This is a genomic window from Streptomyces sp. NPDC056486, assembly GCF_042795295.1.
Classification (GTDB): Bacteria; Actinomycetota; Actinomycetes; order Streptomycetales; family Streptomycetaceae; genus Streptomyces.
This window is the reverse complement of sequence record NZ_JBHTSF010000066.1, coordinates 1-23,812: the sequence shown is the minus strand read 5'-3', so window position 1 is coordinate 23,812 and position 23,812 is coordinate 1. Positions and strand designations below refer to the sequence as shown.

Below are 23,812 nucleotides of genomic sequence, written 5' to 3'. Positions count from 1 at the left end.
AAGCGGGCCGGATCCCCTCGGGGGTCCGGCCCGCCTGCCGTTCCCGGCGTGTGCTCAGACCGGGACGGCCGCCGCGCGCCGCCTGACCGGGGCCCAGCAGCGGATGATGTCGCGGACCGAGACGATGCCGGCCGGTTCGTTCCCCTCCAGCACGATCAGGTGGCGGAAGCCGCCGTGCGACATGGCGTCGGCCGCCTCCTCCAGGGTCCATGACGGTGCGGCGAAGACGACATCGGTCGTGGTGTGCGTGCCGGCGGTCTCGATGTCCGGGTTCTGGCCGAGGCCCACCGAGATGAGGACGTCGCGCTCGGTCAGGATTCCGAGGCCGTAGGTGTCGGGGTCGAGGACGACGGCAGCGCCGACGCGGCGCGCCGACATCAGACGGGCCGCCTGGTGCAGCGTGTGGGCGGGGCCGATGGTGAGGACCGTCGTGCTCATGGCGTCGCGGACGAGCATGGGCTGAGCCACCTCCTGGGGGAATCGCTCACTCGCTCACTCGCACTCGCTCACGAGAAGCAATTCACAAGTTCACAAGTGGGGGGACTCTCAGAGTCGCAGCCATGCGGTGCGTCAACAAGGGGGCGCGTGCTGCCGGTTCAGGGCGTGTGCGCGCGAGAGTCGCGCGGGACGTGCGCCTCAGTAGCGCTGGTATTGAACTGCCCTTGCGTCACCGAGCAACACGAAGGCGGCCCCTCCGCCCCCGCTCAGGGGGTAGAGGGGCCGGGGTCGGAGGTGACCCGCCTCGTGACTCAGCTCCGGTAGAAGACAAACATGCTGCCCGGGTTCTGGGGATCGCGTTCGCAGTGGACGATCGTGACGTGATGGCCCGCTCCCTGGTCCATCTCCCGCTGGGTCTCCGCGGTGAAGCAGTCCGTCGCGGCGTCGCCCGGCGTTTCAACATAGGGGAGGTCGGCGGCCTGGGCGGCTCCGATGGCCAGGCCGGAGAAGGCCAGGACACCGGCGGCGACTGCTGCGCGCTGCAATTTGCGCATGTTTTCTCTCCTTTACGTGCGTACGTTCATTGGTGCGTGTGCGCCTCTGCGGCGCACGGGCCCGCTACTCGCGGAGCGCGGCTGGATCGGACCGGCCCCGCGGTCGGCCGGAGTCGTGTCCAGCCGCAGGGAAGCGCCGCGTCGCGCTCCAAGATCTTTTCGGACGCCTGAACCCCACCACGCGTTCGAATGACGCTTCAAGGGCTCAAGATCCTTCGTTACGGGGCTATTACGAGCTCGCCGGAGCCCTTGCTTTGCGCGTCTCCCCCACTGGCACGACCCCGACCCCTGCTGAGGAACCGACACGTCCCTGAGGCAGCACCTCAGCGACAGGGCCTGAGGCAACCCTCGCATTTCGGTTCCCCGTCGAACGGTGCCGTTCGAATAAAAAGAAACCCTCTCTGCGCTGCGTTTCAGCAGTTCAGAGGGGGCATTCCCAAGTGTGGCGGCGCCAGGATTCGAACCTGGGAAGGCTGATTCGGCAGATTTACAGTCACCTCAGTGGGGTTGATCTGACGTGGCGTTTTCCGCAGGGCCTGGTGCGCTGCCCCACGTTGACCCCACAGAGTCCAGCCTTGGGGCGCATCCTGATCGGAACTCCCTTGCCACGAGGTGCGTCCCAAAGAGAACACGGCTCGCGGTGAGCGGGCCCGCGCCCAAGGGGAGGGCGCATGGGGTGGGTGGAGTGGCTTGTCTTCGGCGTGGTGTGCGCGGCCGCCGGAGCGATGCTCTTGGGGACGATCGGCATGTTCGCCACGGGACACCCCGCCGCACCACTTCTGGCGCTGCTGACTCTTGGTGCCGGAGGCTGGCTCGTGTCCCAAGACTGGCCTCTGACCTGGCAGGAGGCGGCGTTGAGTGGAGTGTGGCCCGTTGCGGCCTTCTTCGCCATGTGCAGCGCGCTCCCGGATGGTGAGACCACCGTGGGGGTGGCTATCGCCTTCCTCATGCTCGCGGTACTCATGGGCGGGGCCTACTTCGTCGTACCCCACTACGTAGAGGGTGCGAAGGGACCGCAGGAACAGAGGCCAGTGGCGTCCCAGCAGCCTGCGCCATCCTCGAAGCCGCCGCCTTCGAAGTCGCCGCGCCCGACACAGTCCCGGACACCGTCCGAGTCTCCCCGTCCGTCGAACTCGTCACCCCCGAACTCGTCTGACTCGCCCGGCACTTCGTCATCTGAGGGCCACGAGCCCTCCTCGACGGCAACCGGCAAGTCCTTCCCGGAGCAGTGGGGGCCGTGGATGGCCTTCGTCGGAGGCGGTACCACCATCGTCCTGGCCTGCTTCCAGATCCACGAAATAGCCGACCGACGGCGCGAGCGCAGGACTAAGGGGCGGGGCCCGACCTGATCCGCAAGCAACGCCCCAGAGCACAGCCGGGCGGGCTCGATGACCCAGCGAAGGGCCTACCGGGATACGGGTTAGTGCCCGCTGCATTGCTCCGCACTGAACTTGAACCTACGACCTCTTCATCCCGAACGCGATCAGTTGCCTCTGGACCTTGCATCGCAGGTCAATGACCTGTTACCGCGCCCGGTGCATCGGCCCGGACGGCACTGAGAAGTCCAAGAGCTTCCCCGATGGACAGAAGCGACTCGCTGAGAAGTGGCTGGCCCAGATCGAGGCGGACATGACGCGCGGGCAGTACATCGACCCTCGGGCCGGTCGCCTCACCGTGCGGCAGCATGCCGAACGCTGGTTGGCGTCCCTCACGATGGACCCCGGCACGTTCGTGGGCACCGAGATGCGCGTTCGTCTGCATGTCCTGCCGTATATGGGTGGCCGCTCGCTTGACTCGCTGAGGCGATCCACATCCGTGAGTGGCTGCGGAAGCTCGAAGACGCGGGATCGGCTCCCTCCTATCAGCGGGTCATCTTCGCGAACCTCAATGCGATGTTGGCGGCTGCCGTCGACGATCGCCTCATCCCGCACAACTCGTGCCGTTCGTCGTCCGTGAAGGCGCCCAAGCCTGAACCTCGTCGGATTGCGCCGTGGGGGCCTGAGCAAGTCCTGGCCGTGCGCTCGGCACTACCGGGTACCGGGCCCGCCAGGTCAAACCGGAGAGCGTCGCTCGCGCGCTTGAGGCTCATATCGCGCAGCATCCGCCCCTGGCCGTGACGCTGCCGTGGCGGTCGGTCGACGGCTCACCGGTCACTGCGCCCTTGCTCTTTCCCAATGCCGAGGGGCGCGCGGTGAATCGCTTCACCTTCAACCTCAAGGCGTGGCGGCCCGCTCTCGACAAGACGGGTATCCCGCGCGGCAGGGAGAACGGCATGCACGCGCTGAGGCACTTCTACGCGTCCGTTCTGCTGGACGCGGGAGAGAGCATCAAGGCGTTGTCGGAGTACCTGGGACATCACGACCCCGGCTTCACGCTGCGGACGTACACGCACCTGATGCCGAGCAGCGAGAAACGCACGAGGGAGGCGGTGAACCGTGCGTTTGAGGACGACCCGAAGACCGATGACGGCCCCACGACGGCCCAGGGAGGTTGAGAACGGAGGAAACGTGCAGGTCAGGAGGTAAGTTGCTTCAGTAGCGCTGGTTGAGATAGCCGAGCAGCTCGCCGTGGAGCAGGCCGTTCGATGCCGCCGCGTTTCCGCTGTGCGGGCCCGGAGCGCCGTCGAGGCCGGTGAAGGTGCCGCCCGCCTCGGTCACGATGATCGCGGTCGCCGCCATGTCCCAGAGCGAGAGCTCGGGCTCCGCGCAGATGTCGATGGAGCCCTCGGCGACCATCATGTACGGCCAGAAGTCGCCGTAGCCACGGGTACGCCAGACCGCGCGCGTGAGGTCCATGAATCCGTCGAGGCGGCCCTGCTCCTCCCAGCCCGAGAGTGAGGAGTACGCGAAGGACGCGTCCTGGAGCCGCGAGACCTTCGAGGCCTTGAGCCGGGTCGCGGAGGTCAGGCTGCGTCCGGTGAACGCCCCCGCACCCTTCGCCGCCCACCAGCGCCGGCCGAGCGCGGGCGCGGACACGACACCCACCACCGGCTGGAAGCCGCCCTCGCCCGCCTCCATCAGGGCGATCAGCGTGGCCCAGACCGGCACCCCGCGTACGTAGTTCTTGGTGCCGTCGATCGGGTCGATCACCCAGCGACGGGGCCCCGTGCCCTCGACGCCGAACTCCTCGCCGAGGATCGCGTCGCGCGGCCGTCCCCGCTTCAGGTTCGACCTGATCAGCTCCTCGGCCGTTTTGTCCGCCTCACTCACCGGCGTCATGTCCGGCTTGGTCTCGACCTTGAGGTCGAGGGCCTTGAACCGGTCCATCGTCGCGGCGTCGGCTCCGTCCGCGAGGACATGGGCAAGACGCAGATCATCGTGGTAGTCGGGCATGAGTGAACAGTATCGATCTCGATGTATCTGAGCCACAGCGCCGTATGTCCGGGCCGTTCCGGGGGATGACGTATACGGTGCCAGGTTGCGCCGGGGCTATTGACACCGCTTCCGAGCACGTCAACTCTGGCCGCAGAGCCGCTCCGGCCCCCGGGAGGCGACAATGCCTGCAGCACGGGAATCCCTACTTGACGCGGCTGGTACGGCGCTCGCACGCCGACCGTGGCCGGCCGTCCGCATGGTCGATGTCGCGGCCACCGCCGGAGTGTCCCGGCAGACCCTCTACAACGAGTTCGGCAGCAAGGACGGCCTCGCGCGCGCCCTGCTCCGACGCGAGACCGACGCCTATCTGCACGGCGTGGAACGGGCGTTGGGCGTGGCGGGCGGCCCGGTCGACCGGCTTGCCGCCGTGAGCGCGTGGACGATCGCCGCCGCGCGCGGGAACGAACTCACCCGGGCCATGCTCACCGGCTGCTGGAGCGAACGCCTGCCCGCGCCGAGCAGGCCCGGGGTCTCAGCGTCGCCCGTTCCGGCGCAGAGGCGCGCGGACGCGGGTGTCCCCTCGCCCGCCGAACTGCTCGTCCTCGTCCGGGACAAGGCGGTGAACGCGCTGAACGGCAGGGCCCGGCCGAAGGACACGGAAGAACTGGCCATGGCCTGCGAGAGCGCCGTGCGGATGGCGTTGTCGTACATCGTCGCGCCCTCGCCCACCGGTGTGGATCCCGTGGAGCTGGTGCGCGGGGTGCTCGGGCGCTGGATCAATGCCTGAGCGGGCCTGCGGCTATTGGGCGGAGCCCGAGAGCTGCAGGCCGATGACGCCGACGATCACCAGCGAGATCGACACGAGCTTGAGCGTGGAGACCACGTCGCCGAGGAAGATCATTCCGTAGATCGCGGTGCCCGCGGCGCCGATGCCCGTCCAGACCGCGTACGCCGGGCCCACGTCGAGCTTGCGCAGCGCGAGGGTGAGCAGACCGAAGCTGCCGAGCGCGAAAGCGGCGAAGGTGATCGTCGGCCAGAGCCGGGTGAAGCCGTGCGAGAGCTTGAGGCAGACCGCGAAACCGGTCTCCAGGAACCCCGCGACGATGACCAGCAGCCACGCCATGTATCTGCCTCCCGCATCCGTACGTTCGGTGACCGCTTCGCCCGGCTCCGCTCAGGCTTGGTGCGATTATGCCCTTGCCGCGGCGCATCGGGCGCAAACAATCGCGAGGTCAGTCGCCCTCGCGTCGCTCTCGGGTCGAGAGCAGCCTGCGCAGTGAGTAAAGACGCGCGGGATCCGCGTGACCCTCCTGGACCCACGCGTCGAGCGCGCAGTCCGGCTCGTCGTGACTGCACGCGCGCGGACACTCCTCCGTACCCGGCACCAGGTCGGGGAAGGCGAGGATGACGCGGGACGGGTCGACGTGGTGCAGGCCGAAGGACCGCACGCCGGGCGTGTCGACCACCCACCCGCCGTCCGAGCCCGCCAGGGGGAGCGCGAGCGCCGACGTGGTGGTGTGGCGGCCGCGGCCCGTGACGGCGTTGACGTGCCCGGTGCTGCGCCGGCGATCCTGCGGCACCAGGGCGTTCACCAGCGTCGTCTTGCCCACTCCGGAGTGGCCGACGAACGCGGTGATCTTGCCGTCGAGCAGCTCGTGCACGCGGGAGAGCTCCGCGCCGTCGGTGAACTCCTCGCGGCTTGTGACCACATAGGGCACGTCGAGCGTGGAGTAGGTCTCCAGGATCTTGTCCGCCGAGGCCAGGTCCGACTTGGTCAGGACGAGGATCGGCTTCAGACCGCCGTCGAACGCGGCCACGATGCAGCGGTCGATCAGGCGCGGGCGCGGCTCCGGGTCGGCGAGGGCGGTGACGATGGCGAGCTGGTCCGCGTTGGCGACGACCACCCGCTCGTACGGGTCGTCGTCGTCGGCCGTGCGCCGTAGGACGGATGTGCGCGGCGAGATGCGCACGATGCGCGCCAGAGTGTCCTTCTTGCCGGAGAGATCACCGACGAGCGAGACCTGGTCGCCCACCACGGCGGCCTTGCGGCCCAGTTCGCGGGCCTTCATGGCCATCACGATCCGGTCGTCGACCAGGACGGTGAGGCGGCCCCGGTCGACGGTGAGGACCATGCCGTCGGACGCGTCCTCGTGCTTGGGCCTGATGTGGGTGCGCGGGCGGTTGCCCTTGCGGTTGGGGCGGACGCGGATGTCGTCCTCGTCGGGGTTCTTTCCGTAGCGGCGCATGTTCTGGATCCGCCCGTCAGTTCCCGAGCATTCCGGTCCAGAGGTCGGGGAAGTCGGGCAGCGTCTTCGCCGTCGTCGCGACATTCTCGATCTGTACGCCCTCCACCGCCAAGCCGATGATGGCGCCCGCGGTGGCCATGCGGTGGTCGTCGTACGTGTGGAAGATCCCGCCGTGCAGACGGCGCGGACGGATGTGCAGGCCGTCGGAGGTCTCGGTGACGTCGCCGCCGAGTGCGTTGATCTCCTTGGTGAGGGCCGCGAGGCGGTCCGTCTCGTGCAGCCGCAGGTGGGCGACGCCGCGCAGGGTCGACGGGGAGTCGGCAAGGGCCGCGACGGCCGCGATGCCGGGGGTCAGCTCGCCGACCTCGCTCAGGTCCACGTCGATGCCGTGGATCGATCCTGAGCCGGTGAACACGAGCCCCTGCGGGGACAGTTCGCAGGAACCGCCCATCTCGGTGAAGATCTTCCGCAGCTTGTCGCCGGGCTGCGTGGTGTGCGCGGGCCAGTCCGGGACGGTCACCCGGCCGCCGGTCACCAGCGCGGCGGCCAGGAACGGCTGGGCGTTGGAGAGGTCGGGCTCGACGGTCAGATCGCGGCCGAGCAGGGCGCCGGGGGTGACCCGCCACACGTTCGGCTCGCCGCCCGACTCCGGGGTGTCCACCTGGACGCCGGCCGAGCGGAGCATGTCGACGGTCATCCGGATGTGCGGCATGGAGGGCAGGGCGGAACCGGTGTGACGTACCTCGACACCCTGGTTGAAGCGCGGTGCGGAGAGCAGCAGGGCGCTGACGAACTGGGAGGACGAGGAGGCGTCGATCTCGACCGGGCCGCCGTCGAGGGCGCCGCCGCCGTGCACGGTGAGGGGCAGCGCGCCGCGGCTGTCGTCGTCGATGCGGGCGCCGAGCGCGCGCAGGGCGTCGATCACGCCGTTCAGCGGACGCTCGTAGGAACGGGGATCGCCGTCGAAGCGGATCGGGCCGTCGGCGAGGGTGGCGACCGGGGGAAGGAAGCGCATGACCGTTCCGGCGTTGCCGACGTCGACCGTGGCGGGGCCGTGCAGACCGGACGGGATGATCCGCCAGGCCTCACCGGAACCGTCCGGGCCCACGCCTTCCTCGATGCCGACGCCGAGTGCGCGCAGGGCGCCCGCCATCAGCAAGGTGTCGCGGGAGCGCAGCGGGCGGCGCAGCCAGCCGGGCTCGGCGGCGAGGGCGGCGAGGACGAGGCCGCGGTTGGTGACCGATTTGGACCCGGGCACATGGACCGTCGCGGCGACGGCTCCGCTCGCGTGCGGGGCTGGCCAGAGGGTGCTGTGCGCTGGGTTTACGGTCATGCTCACACTTTAGTGGCTCACGGTAATGGCGCAGTCGGCGCTGCTCAGAGGTCGAGCAGCCAGCGACCGCCGCCTATCAGTGAGCACAGCGAGACGGCGTGGAAGAGGAAGAGCCACATCCCCGCGGGGACGTGCGTGAGCCGGGACAGCTGGTCCGCGTCCGAGTCGCCCGCGCCACCGCGCCTGCGCTTGGACTGCAGCTCGAAGGCGGGACGTACGCCTCCCAGGAGCAGGAACCACACCACCGCGTACGCGAAAGCCGCCTGCACCTGCGAGCTGGTCAGCCAGGAGACGAGCAGGAAGGTGCCGCCGGTGATGATCACCGTGAGGGCGCCGTACGCGTTCCGGATCATGACGAGCATCACGATGAGCAGCGCCGTCGCGAGCCACAGGAACGCCGTGATGTGACCGGCGGCAAGGAGCGCGGCGCCGCCGAGGCCGAGCAGGGGCGGCGCGGTGTAGCCCGAGGCCGCGGTGAGGATCATGCCGAGGCCCGTGGGCTTGCCGCGCGAGACGGTGAGGCCGCTGGTGTCGGAGTGCAGCCGGATGCCGTCGAGACGGCGGCCCGTGAGCAGGGCGACCAGGCCGTGGCCGCCCTCGTGGGCGATGGTGATCGCGTTGCGGGCCACTCGCCAGACGCCGTGCGGGACGACGACGGCGAGAGCGACTATGCCGGTGATGATCACCAGCCATTCGTCGGGGGCCGCCTGTGTGCCGAAGACCCGGTCCCAGAGGTCGGTCAGGCTGGCGTTCGCGGTACTTTCCATTGCTCGGACCGGCTCCTCTGGGTGTACGGGGTCTGGCAGTCTGGCACGTATGTGCGGACGGTATGCATCGAGTCGTAGGCCCGAGGATCTCGCAGGAGTCTTTGAGATCGAGAAGTGGGAGCCGGAAGAGGCGCTCGCCCCCGATTACAACGTGGCCCCCACGAAGGAGGTCTACGCGGTCCTGGACCGTCCGGTGAAAGACGCGGAAGACCCCCGCCCGGTTCGCCAGCTGCGCACACTCAAGTGGGGCCTCGTCCCGTCCTGGTCCAAGACGCCCGAGGGCGGTGCCCGGATGATCAACGCCCGCGCGGAGACCGTGCACGAGAAGCCCTCGTACCGCCGGGCCTTCACGTCCCGCCGCTGCGTCATCCCGGCCGACGGCTACTACGAGTGGGTCACGGCATCCGGCGAGCGCGACCTTGAGGTCGAGGGCAAGAAGAAGCGCCCCCGCAAGCAGCCGTACTTCGTGACGCCCGCCGACGGTTCGGTCTTCGCGATGGCGGGGCTCTATGAGTTCTGGCGCGACAAGACGCTGCCGGACGAGCACCCCCTCGCCTGGTGGGTGACGTGCACGGTGATCACCACGGAGGCGGAGAGCTCGCCCCTGGCGAAGGGGCCCGAGGAAGGCCCGCGCTCGCTGGCCGACATCCACCCGCGGATGCCCCTCATGCTGACGCCGGACCGCTGGGACGCCTGGCTCGACCCGTCGCGCACGGACCCCGAGGACCTGCGGACGCTCCTGGAGCCGCCGCCGCACGGCCTGATGCGGGCCTACCCGGTGTCGACGGCGGTCAGCAACGTACGCAACAACGGGCCGGAGTTGCTTACGGAGCTGGAGGGGCCCGAAGAGGGCACACTCTTCTGACGTGACCAAGAGCGAGAGCAAGAGCGAGATCAAGAGCGGGACGAAGAGCGAGATCGTTGAGACCGACGCCGGTGAGGCACGCATCACCTGGCACCCCGCGCCGAAGAGCAAGGCGCGGCTGATCCTGGCCCTCAGCCACGGCGTAGGCGGCGGTATCGAGGCCCGTGACCTCCAGGCCGTCGCCGCCGCCCTGCCCGCGCACGGCGTCACCGTCGCCCTCGTGGAGCAGCCCTGGCGGGTGGCGGGCAAGAAGCTCGCGCCCGCCCCGAAAACCCTTGACGTGGGATGGCGGGGCCTGTGGCCCGCGCTGGCGAAGCCCGGCCTCCCGGTGATCGCGGGCGGCCGCAGCGCGGGGGCACGCGTGGCCTGCCGTACCGCCACCGAGCTGGGCGCTGCCGCCGTGCTGGCCCTGAGCTTCCCCCTGCACCCGCCGGGCAAGCCGGAGAAGTCCCGCGCGGAGGAACTGCTCGGCGCCGGAGTGCCGACCCTCGTCGTGCAGGGCGGCAACGACCCCTTCGGGAAGCCCGCCGAGTTCCCCGAAGGGGCGTACGAGCTGGTGGAGGTTCCCTACGCCGATCATGGCTTCGCTATTCCCAAACGCGCGGACATCGGCGAGGCCGAGGCCATGACGCTCATCACGGATGGCGTCACGCGGTGGACGGGAATGTTGGGTGGATGACCTCTGTTGTGCCGAACAGACGCTAAACGCTGTTCGTACGAGAGGAAGTCCGCCGCATGGGTTCGACCATCTGCCCGGCCCGCTCCAGCGCCTCTGACCTGGACTGGACGGTGCTGAGCGCGCCCAAGACCGCTCCTATTCGAGCGGCGGCGGGACCGGATCGTCGTCTATCCTCCGATTCGAGTGGGACTGTTTTCGGTCTCACCACGTCTTCGGAGGAGGTGGGTCCGTTCACTGGGACCGACGCAGGGGCCGAGCACGGCCAGGCGGAGCGACCCGACGGAAGCGCTGAGACATCGGCGGAGCGCACGGCCCGCTTCGAGCGGGACGCCCTGGGCTTCCTCGACCAGATGTACTCGGCGGCGCTGCGCATGACGCGCAACCCGGCGGACGCGGAGGACCTGGTGCAGGAGACCTACGCCAAGGCGTACGCGTCGTTCCACCAGTTCCGTGAGGGCACCAACCTCAAGGCGTGGCTGTACCGCATCCTCACCAATACGTTCATCAACTCGTACCGCAAGAAGCAGCGCGAGCCCCAGCGCAGCGCCGCCGAGGAGATCGAGGACTGGCAGCTCGCACGCGCCGAGTCGCACATGTCCACAGGTCTGCGCTCGGCCGAGTCGCAGGCGCTCGATCACCTGCCGGACTCCGACGTGAAGTCCGCGCTGCAGGCGATCCCCGAGGAATTCCGCATCGCCGTCTACCTGGCAGATGTAGAGGGCTTTGCGTACAAGGAGATCGCGGACATTATGGGGACACCCATCGGTACGGTGATGTCCCGGTTGCACCGCGGCCGTCGCCAACTGCGCGGCATGCTCGAGGACTACGCCCGTGACCGCGGCCTCGTCCCCGCCGGCGCTGCGTCAGAGTCGTCGAACGAAGCGAAAGGCTCAGGCTCATGAGCTGCGGAGAGCCGCACGAGACGGATTGCAGTGAGGTCCTGGACCATCTCTATGAGTTCCTGGACCGAGAGATGCCGGACAGCGACTGCACCAAGTTCGAGACGCACTTCGAGGAGTGCTCTCCGTGCCTGGAGAAGTACGGCCTCGAGCAGGCGGTCAAGAAACTGGTGAAGCGCTGCTGCGGCCAGGACGACGTGCCGGTCGACCTGCGCTCCAAGGTCATGGGACGCATCGATCTGATCCGTTCGGGCGAGGCCGTGCCCGAGCATGATGTGACGGTGGAGACGGTGACCTCCGAGAGCAGTGCGCCTGCCAAGGGTCTGCGGGCCAAGGAAGCCTGAACTTTCGGCAGTTGAGGCAGTTGAGTGTGAGCAGGTCGTGACGGGAGTCCGTCACGGCCTGCTTTTTTCTGTTCTCCATCACTCGTACGTGCCAATTTCCGCGAGGGGGGCTCGGAGCGGGGTGCGGCCGTTCTAGTCTCCGGACCTTGGACGGTCGCGGGGAGGAGACAGTGCCATGCGGTCCATCGCTCCGTGGGCGCGCGCCTACATCCTGTGCGTTGCCCTGGCCGGCGCCGCCTGCGCCGCGCCCGCGCTGACCTCACGCACGCCGTGGGCCGCGCTCGGGCTCCTCGCCGCGCTCTACGCGGGGTGCGAGCAGGCCTCGCGGTGCCGGGTCATCGGCCGCCGGGGGCCGAACGGCCTCGGCACCTTCTTCCCCGTGCTGCTCGCCGCCGTCTTCCTGCTGCCGCCCGCCGCCGCCGCGCTCGTCGCGGTGCCGGGAGCACTGCTCGCCCGCGTCGAGCGGAGCCCCCGGTGGGTGCGCAGGGTCTGGCGTGCGGCCCAACTGGCCCTGGCCGCCTGGGCTTCGGCATGGGTGCACGGAGCGCTCGGCGGGCACGATGCGGTGGCCGCGCCCCATTTTCCGTACGCTCTCGTGCCCGCCGGAGCGGCCGTCCTCGCCTTCGCCGCCGTACTGACCGCCCTGGACGGCGGCATCCTCGCCACCGCGGAACGGGTGCCGGTGCGGGCCGCCTGGCGGGGGCTCTTCCTGCGGTCGTTCGCGCCGGTCGCGGTGCACGGCCTCGCCGGTCTGATGATGGCGGTCCTCTGGCGCAGTCCGTACGGGCCGCTCGCCGCGCTCCTGGTGCTGCTTCCGATGGGGGTCTCCTGCTGGGTCTTCGCGCAGTACCACCGTGAGCGGGCCGCCCACCAGGCCACGATCCGGGCGCTCGTGCAGGCCGTCGACATCAAGGACCAGTACACCCGCGGGCACAGTGAGCGCGTGGGACGGGCCTCCGTGATGATCGCGCGGGAGCTGGGGATGGCGGACGAGAGGGTGGAGAGCCTGCGGTTCGCCGGGATCCTGCACGACGTCGGCAAACTCGGCGTACCGACCCGGCTGCTGCGCAAGGACGGGCCGCTGACCCCGCAGGAGCGGCGGGTCATCGAGCTGCATCCCGAGTACGGGCACGAGATGGTGCGGGGGATCGGCTTCCTCGGGGAGGCACGGGCGGCGATCCTCCACCATCACGAGCGGATCGACGGGAGCGGTTACCCGTACGGGCTCGTGGGGCGGCAGATTCCGGAGTTCGCGCGGGTGGTGGCCGTCGCGGACGCGTTCGACGCCATGACGTCCACGAGGTCCTACCGGAGGGGGAGGCCTGTTGATGCCGCCCTGGCCGAGTTGTCGCGGTGCGCGGGGTCGCAGTTCGATCCCGCCATGGTCGCCGCGTTGCAGCGGGCGCTTGGCCGGTACGGATGGCACCCCGAGGTGACTGCTGACGTCGCGGGGAGTGTGCCGTCCCCTCGCCGGGGGGAGCCCGGAGTTCCCGCTTCCCCCGGGGCGGGAGCACGATGAGCGCTGCTCTTTCGGAACCCGGAGCTGACGCTCACCCGTTCCGCCTTGCGGAACGCCTGCCCACAACCGTGGCGGGGCTGGTTTACGGCTCCGCCGGAGTCCTCACCGTGCTCGCCCTCTGCTGGACCCTCTGGCGTGGAGTGGCCGAAGGCGGGGTCGCGCTGGCCTTCGGGGGGCTTGTGGCGGTGGGGGAGCTGGCGCGGTGGGGCGCCGGTGGAAGCGATCGGGAGCCCGCGCCGCTCGGTGCCGCGGGCGCGCTGGCGTACGCACTCCTCGGGGAGGTCGGGGGGCGGCCCACGCACCACGGCGTTTTCCAGGTGATCGCCGTCGTCGTCGCAGCAGCGCTCGTCGGGGCCGTGCCGAACGTGGCGCTCGGCAAAGGGCCCGCCCTCGACCATGTGGCGCGGCGCGTGCTCACGGTCGGCTTCGCCGCCGCGTGCTTCCAACCGCTCTACAACGCGGGGAGGTTGGGGGAGTGGGCCGGGCAGGGGCCCGCCTTCGCCGTCGTCATCGTTGCGCTGCTCGTCCTGACCGCCCTCTGTGACGCCGTGCTCGCCGCGGCCATGGCGCACGCCCGTACCCGATGGCCTTTCGGGCCGCTCCTGCGCGACGAGCTGCGGGCCATGCTCGGCATCGGGTCCGCCGTGTGCGCGACGGGGGCCGTCATGGCGCTCGCGGTCGCCGTGGCGGGCCTCTGGGCGCTGCCGGTGTTCAGCCTGCCGCTGCTCCTGACCCAGCTGTCGTTCGGGCGGTACGCCGCCGTGCGGACCACCTACCGGCAGACCATCACCTCGCTCGCCCGGTCCACCGAGATCGCCGGGTACACCCCGCAGGGCCACGCCCGCCGCGTCGCCGCGCTCAGTAAGGCCGTCGGGCGTGAGCTGGGTCTCTCCGCGCCTGACCTCGCGGTCCTGGAGTACGCGGCTCTGATGCACGACATCGGGCAGCTCTCCCTCGTCGACCCCGTTCCCGCGGGCGCCACCGCGGCCCTGCCGGACGCGGAACAGCGGCGCATCGCCCTGCTCGGGGGCGCCGTCGTGCGTCAGACGGGGGTGAACGGCGACGTCGCCGTGGTCGTGGAGCGGCAGGCGGACCCCTATCGCGAGCAGCCGCTCGCCGCCCGTATCGTGCGGGCTGCCAACGCGTACGACGAGATGGCGAGGGGAGAAGGTCCGGGGGGCCCGCTCAACGCCCTGGAGAGGCTGCGCCTGGGCACGGGCCGCGACTACCAGCCCGAAGTGGTGGAAGCCCTGGCCCGGGTCCTTTCACGGGGCGGTCATAGCTTGCCGCCGGTTGGGTAACCCATGGGTAATGAGCGGCCGTCCGACCGTACGTGGTTGGATGCGAAGAGGGCCCTCAGGGGCACAGCTGGACTACAGGAACTCAGTAATCGGCAGGCGGGAATCGTGAGGATCTTCGGCAAGGGACGGCACCGGCCCTCCGCCTCATGGCGGCAGGCCACCGACCGCGCCTTCACGCTGATCGGCGACGGGCGGTACGAGGACGCGGGCGCGCTGCTTACCCGCGCGGCAGATCTCGAGCCGTGGCTCTCGGAGTCCTGGTTCAACCTCGCGCTGCTCCACAAGTTCCGGCACGACTGGGAGCAGGCGCGCGCCGCGGGTCTGCGGGCCGTCGCGCTGCTCGACCGGTCGGCCGGCGCCCCCGACTGGTGGAACGTGGGGATCGCCGCCACCGCCCTGCAGGACTGGCCCCTCGCCCGGCGCGCCTGGCAGGCCTACGGCCTGCGCGTTCCGGGCGGTGTGGCCGCCTCCGGGGAGCCCACCGGCATGGACCTGGGCAGCGCCGCCGTGCGGCTCTCGCCCGAGGGCGAGGCCGAGGTCGTGTGGGGGCGCAGGCTCGACCCCGCCCGGATCGAGATCCTCTCCATTCCGCTGCCCTCTTCCGGGCGCCGCTGGGGCGAGGTCGTGCTGCACGACGGCGTCCCGCACGGCGAGCGGACGACGGGGGCCGGGGACTCGTATCCGGTCTTCGACGAGATCGAGCTGTGGGCGCCCTCGCCGGTCCCCACCTGGGTGGTTCTCCTCGAGGCCGCCACGGAGGACGACCGGGACGCCCTGGAGAAGCTCGCCGCGGACGCGGGCTTCGCCGCCGAGGACTGGTCGTCGTCCGTGCGGCTGCTCTGTCGTATGTGCTCCGAGAGCCGCATGCCGAGCGACGAGGGCGACGGCGAACACCTGGACCCGCACGACCACAGCGAACCGGGCCATCCGGGCCCGCTCGGCCACCGCAGCCCCGGCGCCCTGTGGGTGCCCGAGCGCGAGTGCGGCATCGCGGCGCCCGCCGCACTGGTGCGCGGGCTCCTTGACGGCTGGGTCGCGGACAGCCCGGACTCCCGCGACTGGCGGGATCTGGAAGAGGTCTGCTGACTCCTGGCCGTAGGCTGTACCGGCACTATCTCTTGTGGGTTCCCAGGAAGGCGTACGTCGGACAATGGCGCAGGACACTGAGCAGCAGGCCTCGGGCGGGGTCCTCCCCGTAGACGACGAGGGCTTCGTCATCGACACGGAGGACTGCGAGGAGCGGGAGACCGCCTACCGCGAGCGCGGCACCTCCCGGCCCATCACGGTCGTCGGCAACCCTGTGCTGCACAAGGAGTGCAAGGACGTCACCGCCTTCGACGACGAGCTCGCGCAGCTGGTCGCCGACATGTTCGCCAGCCAGCGGACCGCGCAGGGCGTGGGCCTTGCCGCCAACCAGATCGGCGTCGACCTCAAGGTCTTCGTCTACGACTGCATGGACGACGAGGGCGTGCGGCACGTCGGCGTGGTCTGCAACCCCGTGGTGCGAGAGATCCCCGCCGAGCGGCGCCGCCTGGACGAGGCGGGCGAGGGCTGCCTCTCCGTGCCCACCGCCTACGCCGACCTGGCCCGCCCGGACTACGCCGAGGTGACCGGGCAGGACGAGAAGGGCAACGCGATCAAGGTGCGGGGCACCGGCTACTTCTCGCGCTGCCTGCAGCACGAGACGGACCACCTGTACGGCTACCTGTACATCGACCGCCTCTCCAAGCGCGACCGCAAGGACGCGCTGCGGCAGATGGAAGAGGGCACTCCGCGCTACCCCGTCGTGCCGAACGCCTGAGCACAGCGAGCAAGCAAGCCACCTGCGGCCCCTGGTCGGGATCTCCCTCCCGTCCAGGGGCCGTTCGCATGGGCTGTTCGCATGGACCGGTCAACTGTGCGAGCAAAACAGGCTCACGATGATCCAAATTTAGTCACGTACATGGATTTTTTCGGCACTGGGGGGTAGTGAATGGCGCAAATCTGTTCCCTGAACGGTCAGTTGTGGTGCTGAATGGAAAGCGCGGGGAAACGCAACGGCGCGCGCCCGGCACGGCGGGAGGGGCGTACGTCCTCAAGCGGCTGAGAGGGGCCAGTTCGTGCCTGCATATTCATTTGGCACTTCACCGACACAGTCACAGACACCGGCGGTATCCGTGCCGCCGGCGTTGGCGCTCCCGGTGATCGAGGCGGATTTTCCGCGACGACTACATCCGTATTGGCCGGAGCTTCAGGAAAAATCCAGGACATGGCTGCGCGAAATGCGCCTCATGCCCGCGGACAAGGTAGAGCGGTACGCCGACAGTCTGTGCTACACGGACCTGGTGGCGGGCTACTACATTGGCGCGCCCGATGAGTTGCTCAGCGCGATAGCCGACCTCAGCAGTTGGTTCTTCGCGTGGGACGACCGGCACGACCGCGACTCCGTGCACGGCAGGGCGGCGCAGTGGCGCCGCCTGTGCCGCGGCCTCCACGAGACGCTCCGGGCGCCCCGGCAACAGCTGAACCACCGGGACCCTCTGGTCGCCGGGTTCGCCGACTGCGTCCTTCGGCTGTACTCGCAGCTCGGGCCCAGCTGGAACGCCCGGTTCGCCCGGCATTTCCACAGCGTGATCGAGGCGTACGACCTGGAGTTCAGGAACCGCAGGACCGGTACCGTACCGACTGTGGAGGCCTACATCGAGCTGCGCAGGCTGACGTTCGCGCACTGGACGTGGATCGACCTGCTCGAACCCACGGCGCGGCACGAGCTGCCGCAGGACGTGCGGAAGCATCCCGCATATCGGCGGGCGGCGCTCGCCACGCAGGATTTCTCCGCCTGGTACAACGACCTGTGCTCACTTCCCAAGGAACTCGCGGGAGATGAACTGCACAATCTCGGGATCAGTCTGATCCAGCACGAGGGTCTTTCCCTCGAAGAGGCCGTGGCGGAAGTCCACCGGCGAGTGACCCGATGCATCTCGGATTTCCTCGCGGCGGAAAAAGAAGTATTGCGTCTCGCAGGTCAGCTGGCCGACGGAAGCGCGTACGGCAAGGAACTCTCGGACGCGGTGGAATCGTGCGTCGCCAACATGCGGAACTGGTTCTCTTCCGTCTACTGGTTCCACCACGAATCCGGTCGCTATCGGGTGGACAGCTGGGACGACAGGTCCATTCCCCCGTATGTGAGCGACGTGGAAATGAATGGCGCGGGAATCAGCGACTTGGCTGAAATTGAATTGGTAGGTGAGGAATGAGCGTCGAATCCGCGATACCCGCGACTCCCGCGGCGACTCCACCGCTCGTCAGCGGTGGTGCCCCGCTCATCGGCCACGCCTGGAACCTGGTGCGCGACCCGCTCGGCTTCTTCGCCGCGCTGCGGGACCACGGTGATCTCGTACGCATCAGGCTGGGCCCCAAGACGGCGTACGCGGTCTGCGACCCTGAGCTCGTCGGGCAGCTGCTCCGGAGCCCCGACTACATCGTCGGAGGGCCGCTCTGGGACACCCTGGAAGTGCTCCTCGGCAAGGGTGTGGCGACCAGCAACGGCAAGACGCACAAGCGTCAACGGCGCATGATGCAGCCCGCGTTCAGGCGCGAGCGGATCGCCGACTACGCCAAGGTGATGGAGGAGGAGGCCCGCGCCACGGCCGCCCGCTGGCAGTCGGGCGACACCGTCGACATCAACGCGGACATGTTCCGCACGGCCGTGCGCGTCGTGTCCCGCTCGCTCCTGGAGGTCGACGCGATCGGCGAGAAGGCGGACCGCATCGCCGAATCGCTGCACACCGTCTTCGAAGGGCTCTACCGCAGGATGGTGCTCTCGGTCGGGCCGCTGTACCGCGTGCCGACGCAGGGCAACCGCCGTTTCCAGAGCGCGCTCGCCGATCTGCACGCGGTGGTCGACGAGATCGTCGCCGAAGGCAGGGCGGCGGATGCGAGCCAGGGCGACCTGCTGGCCGAAATGCTGCGGGCGCACGATGAATCAGGTCAGCCGCTCAGCGATCAGGAGATCCACGACCACGTGATCTCCCTCGTCGTGGCGGGCGCCGAGAATATCGCGTCGACCTTGGCGTGGACGTTCCATCTGCTGGCCGAACACCCCGAGCAGGAAAGGCGATTGGTTGAAGAGGTAAATGGCGTCGCACCGGATCGGGAGATCACATTCGCCGACCTCAAGGACCTTCCGCACACCCGGAATGTCGTCACCGAGGCCATGCGTATACAGCCGGCTGCCTGGATATTCACGCGCCGGTCGGTAGGAGAGACCACCCTGGGCGGCTACCGCATTCCGGCCGACGCAGACATCGTCTACAGCGTGTATGCGATGCAACGCGATCCGCGTTCCTTCGAGCAGCATCTTCGGTTCGACCCGGACCGGTGGAATCCGGAACGAGCTTCAGATGTACCGGAGTTCGCGATGATGCCGTTCGGTACGGGTAACCGCAAGTGCCCGGGCGACCACTTCAGCCTGGCCGAACTCGCCATCATTCTGGCCACGGTGGCCGCCAAGTGGCACCTGGCGCCGATCGCGGAGACCGACGCCGACACGAAGATCGGCATCACCCTGCAGCCGAAGAGGCTGGTTCTGCGGGCAGAGAGGCGCTGATGGCCGCCGGTCCGCGGAATGTGCGCCGGTAGGCGTTGGGTGTGGTGCCGAGCGCCCGCAGGAACTGGTGGCGCATCGCCGCGGCGTTGCCGAAACCGGCACGCCCGGCGATGGCGTCCACCGTGTCGTCCGATCCCTCGAGCAACTCCTGCGCCAGGAGCACCCGTTGGCGCAGGAGCCAGCGGTAGGGCGTGGTGCCGGTCTCCTGCTGGAAGCGGCGGGCGAAGGTGCGCGGTGACATGTGCGCGCGCTCGGCGAGCAGCTCGACGGTGATGTCCGTGTCCAGATGGCGCTCCATCCAGGCGAGTACCCCGCCCACGGTGTCGCACGCCGTGCGTGGCAGGGGGCGTTCCACGAACTGGGCCTGACCGCCGTCGCGATGGGGTGGTACGACCATGCGCCGGGCGATGGCGTTGGCGACTTCCGTACCGTGCTCCTGGCGCACGATGTGCAGGCAGGCGTCGATCCCGGCGGCGGTGCCCGCCGATGTGATGACCGGGCCCTCGTCCACGTACAGGACGTCGGGCTCGACCCGGGTGCGCGGATACTGCACGGCGAGCTCCGCGGAGTGCCGCCAGTGGACGGCGCAGCGGCGGCCGTCGAGCAGCCCCGCGGCGCCGAGCACGAAGACCCCGGAGCAGACGGAGAGGATGCGGGCCCCGCGGTCCGCCGCGCGGCGCAGGGCGGCGAGCAGATCCTCGGGGAAGTCGCGCTGCGCGAAGGACTGGCCCGCGGGAACGGCGATGAGGTCGGCCTCTTCGAGCCGGTCGAGGCCGTACCGAGTGGTGATCGTGAACCCCGCGTGATTGCTCAGGGGCCCGCTCTCACCCGCGACCACCGCGAAGTCGTACACGGGAAGGCCCGCGTCGCTCCGGTCGAGGCCGAACACCTCGCAGACGACGCCGAGTTCGAAGGGATTCACGCCGTCGAGCAGCACGGCGGCCACGTTTTTCAGCATGTCTGCCAGTGTGCCGCGGGACTGGCAGTAAGTCGATGGTGTGTGGCAGTCCTGCCACTGACGCGCCTGTCCGGTGCGCAGGACAGTAAGGACATGAACGCAATCCTCGATTACGCGACCGTCCTGACCGTCCTCCTTCTCCTGGCCGCACCCGCACTCGTCGGGTACGTCCACGACCGCCGGATCGACCGCGAGCTGCGCGAGGCGGCGTCCACCGCCTCGCGCAGCCCGGCGCGGCTAGAACTCGTCGTCGAAGGAGACCGAACCCTCGACCGCGACCTGGTAGGCCGAAGGACGCCGCTCGAAGAAGTTGGTCAGCTCCTGGACACCCTGGAGCTCCATGAACGAGAACGGGTTTGAGGAGCCGTAGAGCGGCGCGAACCCGAGCCGCTGGAGCCGCTGGTCGGCGACGCACTGCAGGTACTCGCGCATGGAGTCGGTGTTCATGCCGGGCAGGCCCTCACCGCACAGGTCGCGCGCGAACTGCAGCTCGGCCTCGACGGCCTCCTTGAGCATGTCCGTGACCTGCGTCTGCAGCGCGTCGTCGAAGAGCTCGGGCTCCTCCTTGCGGACGGTGTCGACGACGTCGAAGGCGAAGCTCATGTGCATCGTCTCGTCGCGGAACACCCAGTTCGTGCCGGTGGCGAGGCCGTGCAGCAGACCGCGCGAGCGGAACCAGTAGACGTAGGCGAAGGCACCGTAGAAGAAGAGCCCCTCGATGCACGCGGCGAAACAGATCAGGTTCAGCAGGAAGCGGCGCCGGTCGGCCTTGCTCTCCAGCTGGTCCATCTTCTCGACGGAGTCCATCCACCGGAAGCAGAACTCCGCCTTCTCGCGGATGGAGGGGATCTCCTCGACCGCGTCGAAGGCCGCGGCGCGGTCCTCCGGGTCGGGCAGATAGGTGTCGAGCAGCGTCAGATAGAACTGGACGTGCACGGCCTCCTCGAAGAGCTGGCGGCTCAGGTAGAGCCGCGCCTCGGGGGAGTTGATGTGCTTGTAGAGCGTGAGCACGAGGTTGTTGGAGACGATCGAGTCACCGGTCGCGAAGAACGCGACCAGACGGCCGATCATGTGCTGCTCGCCGGGCGAGAGCTTGGCGAGGTCGGAGACGTCCGAGTGGAGGTCGACCTCCTCGACGGTCCAGGTGTTCTTGATCGCGTCCCGGTAGCGCTCGTAGAAGTCGGGGTAGCGCATGGGACGCAGGGTCAGCTCGAAGCCCGGGTCGAGGAGGTTCTTCACGGCGTTGGTGGTGCTGGACATTACTGGCAGGCCTCGCAGGACTCGGGGTTTTCCAGGGAGCAGGCGGCGGCTTCTTCGGCCGTTGCCTGCGTAGGTACGGGGGCGGCGGTGGCGGTCTGGCCCGCCGCCGCGCGGGCGATCCGGGTCGCCGGGCGTGAGCGCAGGTAGTACGTGGTCTTCAGACCCTGCTGCCAGGCGTAGGCGTACATCGAGGAGAGCTTGCCGATGGTCGGCGTCTCCAGGAACAGGTTCAGGGACTGCGCCTGGTCCAGGAACGGCGTGCGCGCCGCGGCCATGTCGATCAGGCCGCGCTGCGGGATCTCCCACGCGGTGCGGTAGAGGTCGCGCACCTCGGCGGGGATCCAGCTGAAGCCCTGCACCGAGCCGTTGGCCTCGCGCAGCGCCTCGCGGGTCTGCGCGTCCCAGACGCCGAGTCGTTTCAGCTCCTGCACCAGGTAGGCGTTGACCTGGAGGAACTCGCCGGAGAGCGTCTCGCGCTTGAAGAGGTTGGAGACCTGCGGCTCGATGCACTCGTACACGCCCGCGATGGACGCGATGGTGGCGGTCGGCGCGATCGCGAGAAGCAGCGAGTTGCGCATGCCGGTCACGGCGATGCGTTCGCGCAGCGCGGCCCAGCGCTCCGGCCAGGTCAGCTCGACGCCGTAGTGGTCGGGGTGCAGGACGCCGCGCGCGGTGCGGGTCTTCTCCCAGGCGGGCACGGGGCCGTTGCGCTCGGCGAGGTCGGCGGACGCCTCGTACGCGGCGAGCATGATCCGCTCGGCGATGCGCGTCGAGAGGGCGCGCGCCGCGGGGGAGTCGAAGGGCAGCTTCAGCTGGAAGAAGACGTCCTGGAGGCCCATGGCGCCCAGGCCCACCGGACGCCAGCGGGCGTTCGACCGGCCGGCCTGCTCGGTCGGGTAGAAGTTGATGTCGACCACGCGGTCGAGGAAGGTGACGGCGGTGCGGACGGTCTCGTCGAGCCGCTCCCAGTCGATGTCACCGGCGTCGGTGTCCACGAAGGCGCCGAGGTTCACCGAACCCAGGTTGCAGACGGCGGTCTCCCCGTCGTCCGTCACCTCCAGGATCTCCGTGCAGAGGTTGGAGGAGTGGACGGTGTGGCCGGGCTCCGCCGTCTGGTTGGCGGTGCGGTTGGCGGCGTCCTTGAAGGTCATCCAGCCGTTGCCGGTCTGCGCGAGGGTGCGCATCATGCGGCCGTACAGGTCGCGGGCGGGGATGGTCTTGCGGGCGAGCCCGTCGGCCTCGGCCTTGCGGTAGGCCGCGTCGAACTCGTCGCCCCACAGGTCGACGAGCTCGGGCACGTCGGCCGGGGAGAACAGCGACCAGTCCTGGCTCGCGGCGACGCGGCGCATGAACTCGTCCGGGATCCAGTGCGCGAGGTTCAGGTTGTGCGTACGCCGCTGGTCCTCACCCGTGTTGTCGCGCAGCTCCAGGAACTCCTCGATGTCGGAGTGCCAGGTCTCCAGGTAGACCGCGGCGGCGCCCTTGCGACGGCCGCCCTGGTTCACGGCGGCGACGGAGGCGTCCAGGGTCTTGAGGAACGGCACGATGCCGTTGGAGTGGCCGTTCGTGCCACGGATCAGCGAACCGCGGGCGCGGATACGGGAGTACGAGAGGCCGATGCCGCCCGCGTGCTTGGAGAGGCGCGCGACCTGGTGGTAGCGGTCGTAGATGGAGTCCAGCTCGTCCAGGGGCGAGTCGAGGAGGTAGCAGGAGGACATCTGCGGGTGGCGGGTGCCGGAGTTGAAGAGCGTCGGCGATGACGGCAGGTAGTCCAGGCGGCTCATCAGGCGGTACAGGGAGGCGACCTCGTCCACCGAGCGCACGCTCTCGTCCTCCGCCAGGCCGCTCGCGACACGCAGCATGAAGTGCTGCGGGGTCTCGATGACGTGCCGGGTGATCGGGTGGCGAAGGAGATAGCGGCTGTGCAGGGTGCGCAGGCCGAAGTAGCCGAAGCGGAAGTCTGCGCCGTCCTGGAGAGCGTCCTCCACGAGAGCGTCAAGGCGCTCCGCGTGGTCGACGACGAACGCGGCGGTGCGGTCCGCGATCAGGCCCTCGCGGTGTCCCACGGCCACCGAGTCGGAGAAGGAGCGCACGCCCTGCGACGCGGCCTCTTCCCGGATGCTGAGGCTGAGGAGCCTGGCGGCGAGCTGCGAGTAGGTCGGGTCCTCGGAGATGAGCCCGGCGGCCGCCTCGGTCGCGAGCTCCCGCAGCTCCGCCAGATCCGCCTTGGCCGAACGGCCGCGCAGCGCTGCGGCGGCGACCCGGCCGGGGTCGGCGTCGGGGAGATCGGTGGTGAGGTCGGTCAGGGTGCGCAGCAGCGCGGTTCCTGGGCCGTCGCCGGTCTGCTGACCATCGGTGGTCTGCTGACCGTCGGTGATCTGCGCTGACGCAGGTTCGGCTGGCGCGATGGTCACGGAGCACTCCCTCGCTCGGCTCGGAGCCTTGAGGAAGGGAGGAGTGACACACGGGCGCGCCGGGGCAGGGCTGCGCTCCGCGTCCACCAGCCCATTCCACGAGGCCCGGACGTCGTTGGCACCCGGACCGGTCGGAACGGGCGCGCTGCCGACAGGTCTTCGGACTCGCGAGCACGACAAATGCGCACTCATACACCGTTGCGGGACAGTTCCGGACTTGCACCGGATTCCCCTGCGGCGACAGCGAGCACGAGCATACATCTTGTGCTGGCTCTGGGCGGCAGCCCCATATCTTGTGTCGGCGTGTACGACAGCGGGCCGCCGGAAGAATCC

At 69.3% G+C, this 23,812-nt stretch carries 23 protein-coding genes and 1 riboswitch; of the genes, 13 read left to right on the top strand and 10 right to left on the bottom strand.

Annotated elements, in window-relative coordinates; all coding sequences use genetic code 11:
- Positions 1-54: 54 nt before the first annotated feature.
- Positions 55-456, bottom strand: coding sequence for a cyclic nucleotide-binding/CBS domain-containing protein (locus tag ACFQ7F_RS24670; protein WP_383273924.1), 402 nt, complete (start codon positions 454-456; stop codon positions 55-57).
- Between the two features lie 293 nt (positions 457-749).
- Positions 750-992: a hypothetical protein gene (locus ACFQ7F_RS24665; protein WP_383273922.1), complete on the bottom strand. Its 243-nt coding sequence runs from the start codon at positions 990-992 to the stop codon at positions 750-752.
- Positions 993-1,663: 671 nt separating this feature from the next.
- Here ACFQ7F_RS24665 and ACFQ7F_RS24660 point away from each other — a divergent pair.
- Positions 1,664-2,341, top strand: coding sequence for a hypothetical protein (locus tag ACFQ7F_RS24660; RefSeq protein ID WP_383273920.1), 678 nt, complete (start codon positions 1,664-1,666; stop codon positions 2,339-2,341).
- Between the two features lie 842 nt (positions 2,342-3,183).
- Positions 3,184-3,486 (top strand): tyrosine-type recombinase/integrase, encoded by a 303-nt coding sequence (locus ACFQ7F_RS24655; protein ID WP_383273918.1) that lies wholly within the window; start codon positions 3,184-3,186, stop codon positions 3,484-3,486.
- Positions 3,487-3,523: 37 nt separating this feature from the next.
- Here ACFQ7F_RS24655 and hisN read toward each other — a convergent pair whose 3' ends face one another.
- A complete protein-coding gene (hisN, locus tag ACFQ7F_RS24650) occupies positions 3,524-4,324 on the bottom strand; it encodes a histidinol-phosphatase (RefSeq protein ID WP_383273916.1) in 801 nt (266 codons plus the stop codon).
- A gap of 163 nt (positions 4,325-4,487) precedes the next feature.
- Between hisN and ACFQ7F_RS24645 the strand changes: the two genes are divergently transcribed.
- Positions 4,488-5,093, top strand: a complete 606-nt coding sequence (locus ACFQ7F_RS24645) for a TetR/AcrR family transcriptional regulator (RefSeq protein ID WP_383273914.1) — start codon at positions 4,488-4,490, stop codon at positions 5,091-5,093.
- A gap of 12 nt (positions 5,094-5,105) precedes the next feature.
- Here ACFQ7F_RS24645 and ACFQ7F_RS24640 read toward each other — a convergent pair whose 3' ends face one another.
- The 4 genes from ACFQ7F_RS24640 to ACFQ7F_RS24625 all read right to left on the bottom strand — a co-directional run bounded on the left by ACFQ7F_RS24640 (position 5,106) and on the right by ACFQ7F_RS24625 (position 8,652).
- Positions 5,106-5,429 carry a DMT family transporter gene (locus ACFQ7F_RS24640; protein WP_383273912.1) on the bottom strand — a complete coding sequence of 108 codons (324 nt, stop codon included), beginning with the start codon at positions 5,427-5,429 and terminating at the stop codon, positions 5,106-5,108.
- A gap of 109 nt (positions 5,430-5,538) precedes the next feature.
- Positions 5,539-6,552: a ribosome small subunit-dependent GTPase A gene (gene rsgA / locus ACFQ7F_RS24635; protein ID WP_383273910.1), complete on the bottom strand. Its 1,014-nt coding sequence runs from the start codon at positions 6,550-6,552 to the stop codon at positions 5,539-5,541.
- A 16-nt stretch (positions 6,553-6,568) separates the two neighbouring features.
- Positions 6,569-7,885: a 3-phosphoshikimate 1-carboxyvinyltransferase gene (aroA, locus tag ACFQ7F_RS24630; protein ID WP_383273908.1), complete on the bottom strand. Its 1,317-nt coding sequence runs from the start codon at positions 7,883-7,885 to the stop codon at positions 6,569-6,571.
- 44 nt (positions 7,886-7,929) lie between these two features.
- Positions 7,930-8,652 carry a M50 family metallopeptidase gene (locus tag ACFQ7F_RS24625; protein ID WP_383273906.1) on the bottom strand — a complete coding sequence of 241 codons (723 nt, stop codon included), beginning with the start codon at positions 8,650-8,652 and terminating at the stop codon, positions 7,930-7,932.
- 49 nt (positions 8,653-8,701) lie between these two features.
- Between ACFQ7F_RS24625 and ACFQ7F_RS24620 the strand changes: the two genes are divergently transcribed.
- The 10 genes from ACFQ7F_RS24620 to ACFQ7F_RS24575 all read left to right on the top strand — a co-directional run bounded on the left by ACFQ7F_RS24620 (position 8,702) and on the right by ACFQ7F_RS24575 (position 18,847).
- Positions 8,702-9,517 carry an SOS response-associated peptidase gene (locus ACFQ7F_RS24620; protein ID WP_383273904.1) on the top strand — a complete coding sequence of 272 codons (816 nt, stop codon included), beginning with the start codon at positions 8,702-8,704 and terminating at the stop codon, positions 9,515-9,517.
- 1 nt (position 9,518) lies between these two features.
- A complete protein-coding gene (locus tag ACFQ7F_RS24615) occupies positions 9,519-10,196 on the top strand; it encodes an alpha/beta family hydrolase (protein WP_383273902.1) in 678 nt (225 codons plus the stop codon).
- A 221-nt stretch (positions 10,197-10,417) separates the two neighbouring features.
- Positions 10,418-11,098, top strand: a complete 681-nt coding sequence (locus ACFQ7F_RS24610; RefSeq protein WP_383273900.1) for a sigma-70 family RNA polymerase sigma factor — start codon at positions 10,418-10,420, stop codon at positions 11,096-11,098.
- A complete protein-coding gene (gene rsrA / locus ACFQ7F_RS24605; protein ID WP_383273898.1) occupies positions 11,095-11,439 on the top strand; it encodes a mycothiol system anti-sigma-R factor in 345 nt (114 codons plus the stop codon). The genes ACFQ7F_RS24610 and rsrA overlap by 4 nt, the downstream gene beginning before the upstream one ends.
- A gap of 175 nt (positions 11,440-11,614) precedes the next feature.
- On the top strand, positions 11,615-12,958 hold the full coding sequence (locus tag ACFQ7F_RS24600; RefSeq protein ID WP_383273896.1) for an HD-GYP domain-containing protein: 1,344 nt from the start codon (positions 11,615-11,617) through the stop codon (positions 12,956-12,958).
- Positions 12,955-14,259: an HD-GYP domain-containing protein gene (locus ACFQ7F_RS24595; protein WP_383273894.1), complete on the top strand. Its 1,305-nt coding sequence runs from the start codon at positions 12,955-12,957 to the stop codon at positions 14,257-14,259. The genes ACFQ7F_RS24600 and ACFQ7F_RS24595 overlap by 4 nt, the downstream gene beginning before the upstream one ends.
- Before the next feature lie 105 nt (positions 14,260-14,364).
- Entirely contained in the window at positions 14,365-15,345 is a 981-nt protein-coding gene (locus ACFQ7F_RS24590) for a tetratricopeptide repeat protein (protein WP_383273892.1), read from the top strand.
- 64 nt (positions 15,346-15,409) lie between these two features.
- A complete protein-coding gene (gene def, locus ACFQ7F_RS24585) occupies positions 15,410-16,060 on the top strand; it encodes a peptide deformylase (RefSeq protein WP_383273890.1) in 651 nt (216 codons plus the stop codon).
- Positions 16,061-16,358: 298 nt separating this feature from the next.
- Entirely contained in the window at positions 16,359-17,495 is a 1,137-nt protein-coding gene (gene cyc1, locus ACFQ7F_RS24580; protein ID WP_383273888.1) for an epi-isozizaene synthase, read from the top strand.
- Complete coding sequence (locus ACFQ7F_RS24575; protein WP_383273886.1) at positions 17,492-18,847, top strand: cytochrome P450; 1,356 nt, start codon at positions 17,492-17,494, stop codon at positions 18,845-18,847. The genes cyc1 and ACFQ7F_RS24575 overlap by 4 nt, the downstream gene beginning before the upstream one ends.
- Here ACFQ7F_RS24575 and ACFQ7F_RS24570 read toward each other — a convergent pair.
- The 3 genes from ACFQ7F_RS24570 to ACFQ7F_RS24560 form a co-directional block, all read right to left on the bottom strand.
- Positions 18,801-19,805 (bottom strand): helix-turn-helix domain-containing protein, encoded by a 1,005-nt coding sequence (locus ACFQ7F_RS24570; protein WP_383273884.1) that lies wholly within the window; start codon positions 19,803-19,805, stop codon positions 18,801-18,803. The two genes, ACFQ7F_RS24575 and ACFQ7F_RS24570, sit on opposite strands and share 47 nt — an antisense overlap.
- Before the next feature lie 237 nt (positions 19,806-20,042).
- Entirely contained in the window at positions 20,043-21,065 is a 1,023-nt protein-coding gene (locus ACFQ7F_RS24565; RefSeq protein ID WP_383273882.1) for a ribonucleotide-diphosphate reductase subunit beta, read from the bottom strand.
- Positions 21,065-23,479: a ribonucleoside-diphosphate reductase subunit alpha gene (locus tag ACFQ7F_RS24560; RefSeq protein ID WP_383273880.1), complete on the bottom strand. Its 2,415-nt coding sequence runs from the start codon at positions 23,477-23,479 to the stop codon at positions 21,065-21,067. The genes ACFQ7F_RS24565 and ACFQ7F_RS24560 overlap by 1 nt, the downstream gene beginning before the upstream one ends.
- Positions 23,480-23,611: 132 nt before the next feature.
- Positions 23,612-23,749, bottom strand: a riboswitch (cobalamin riboswitch).
- Positions 23,750-23,812: the final 63 nt, after the last annotated feature.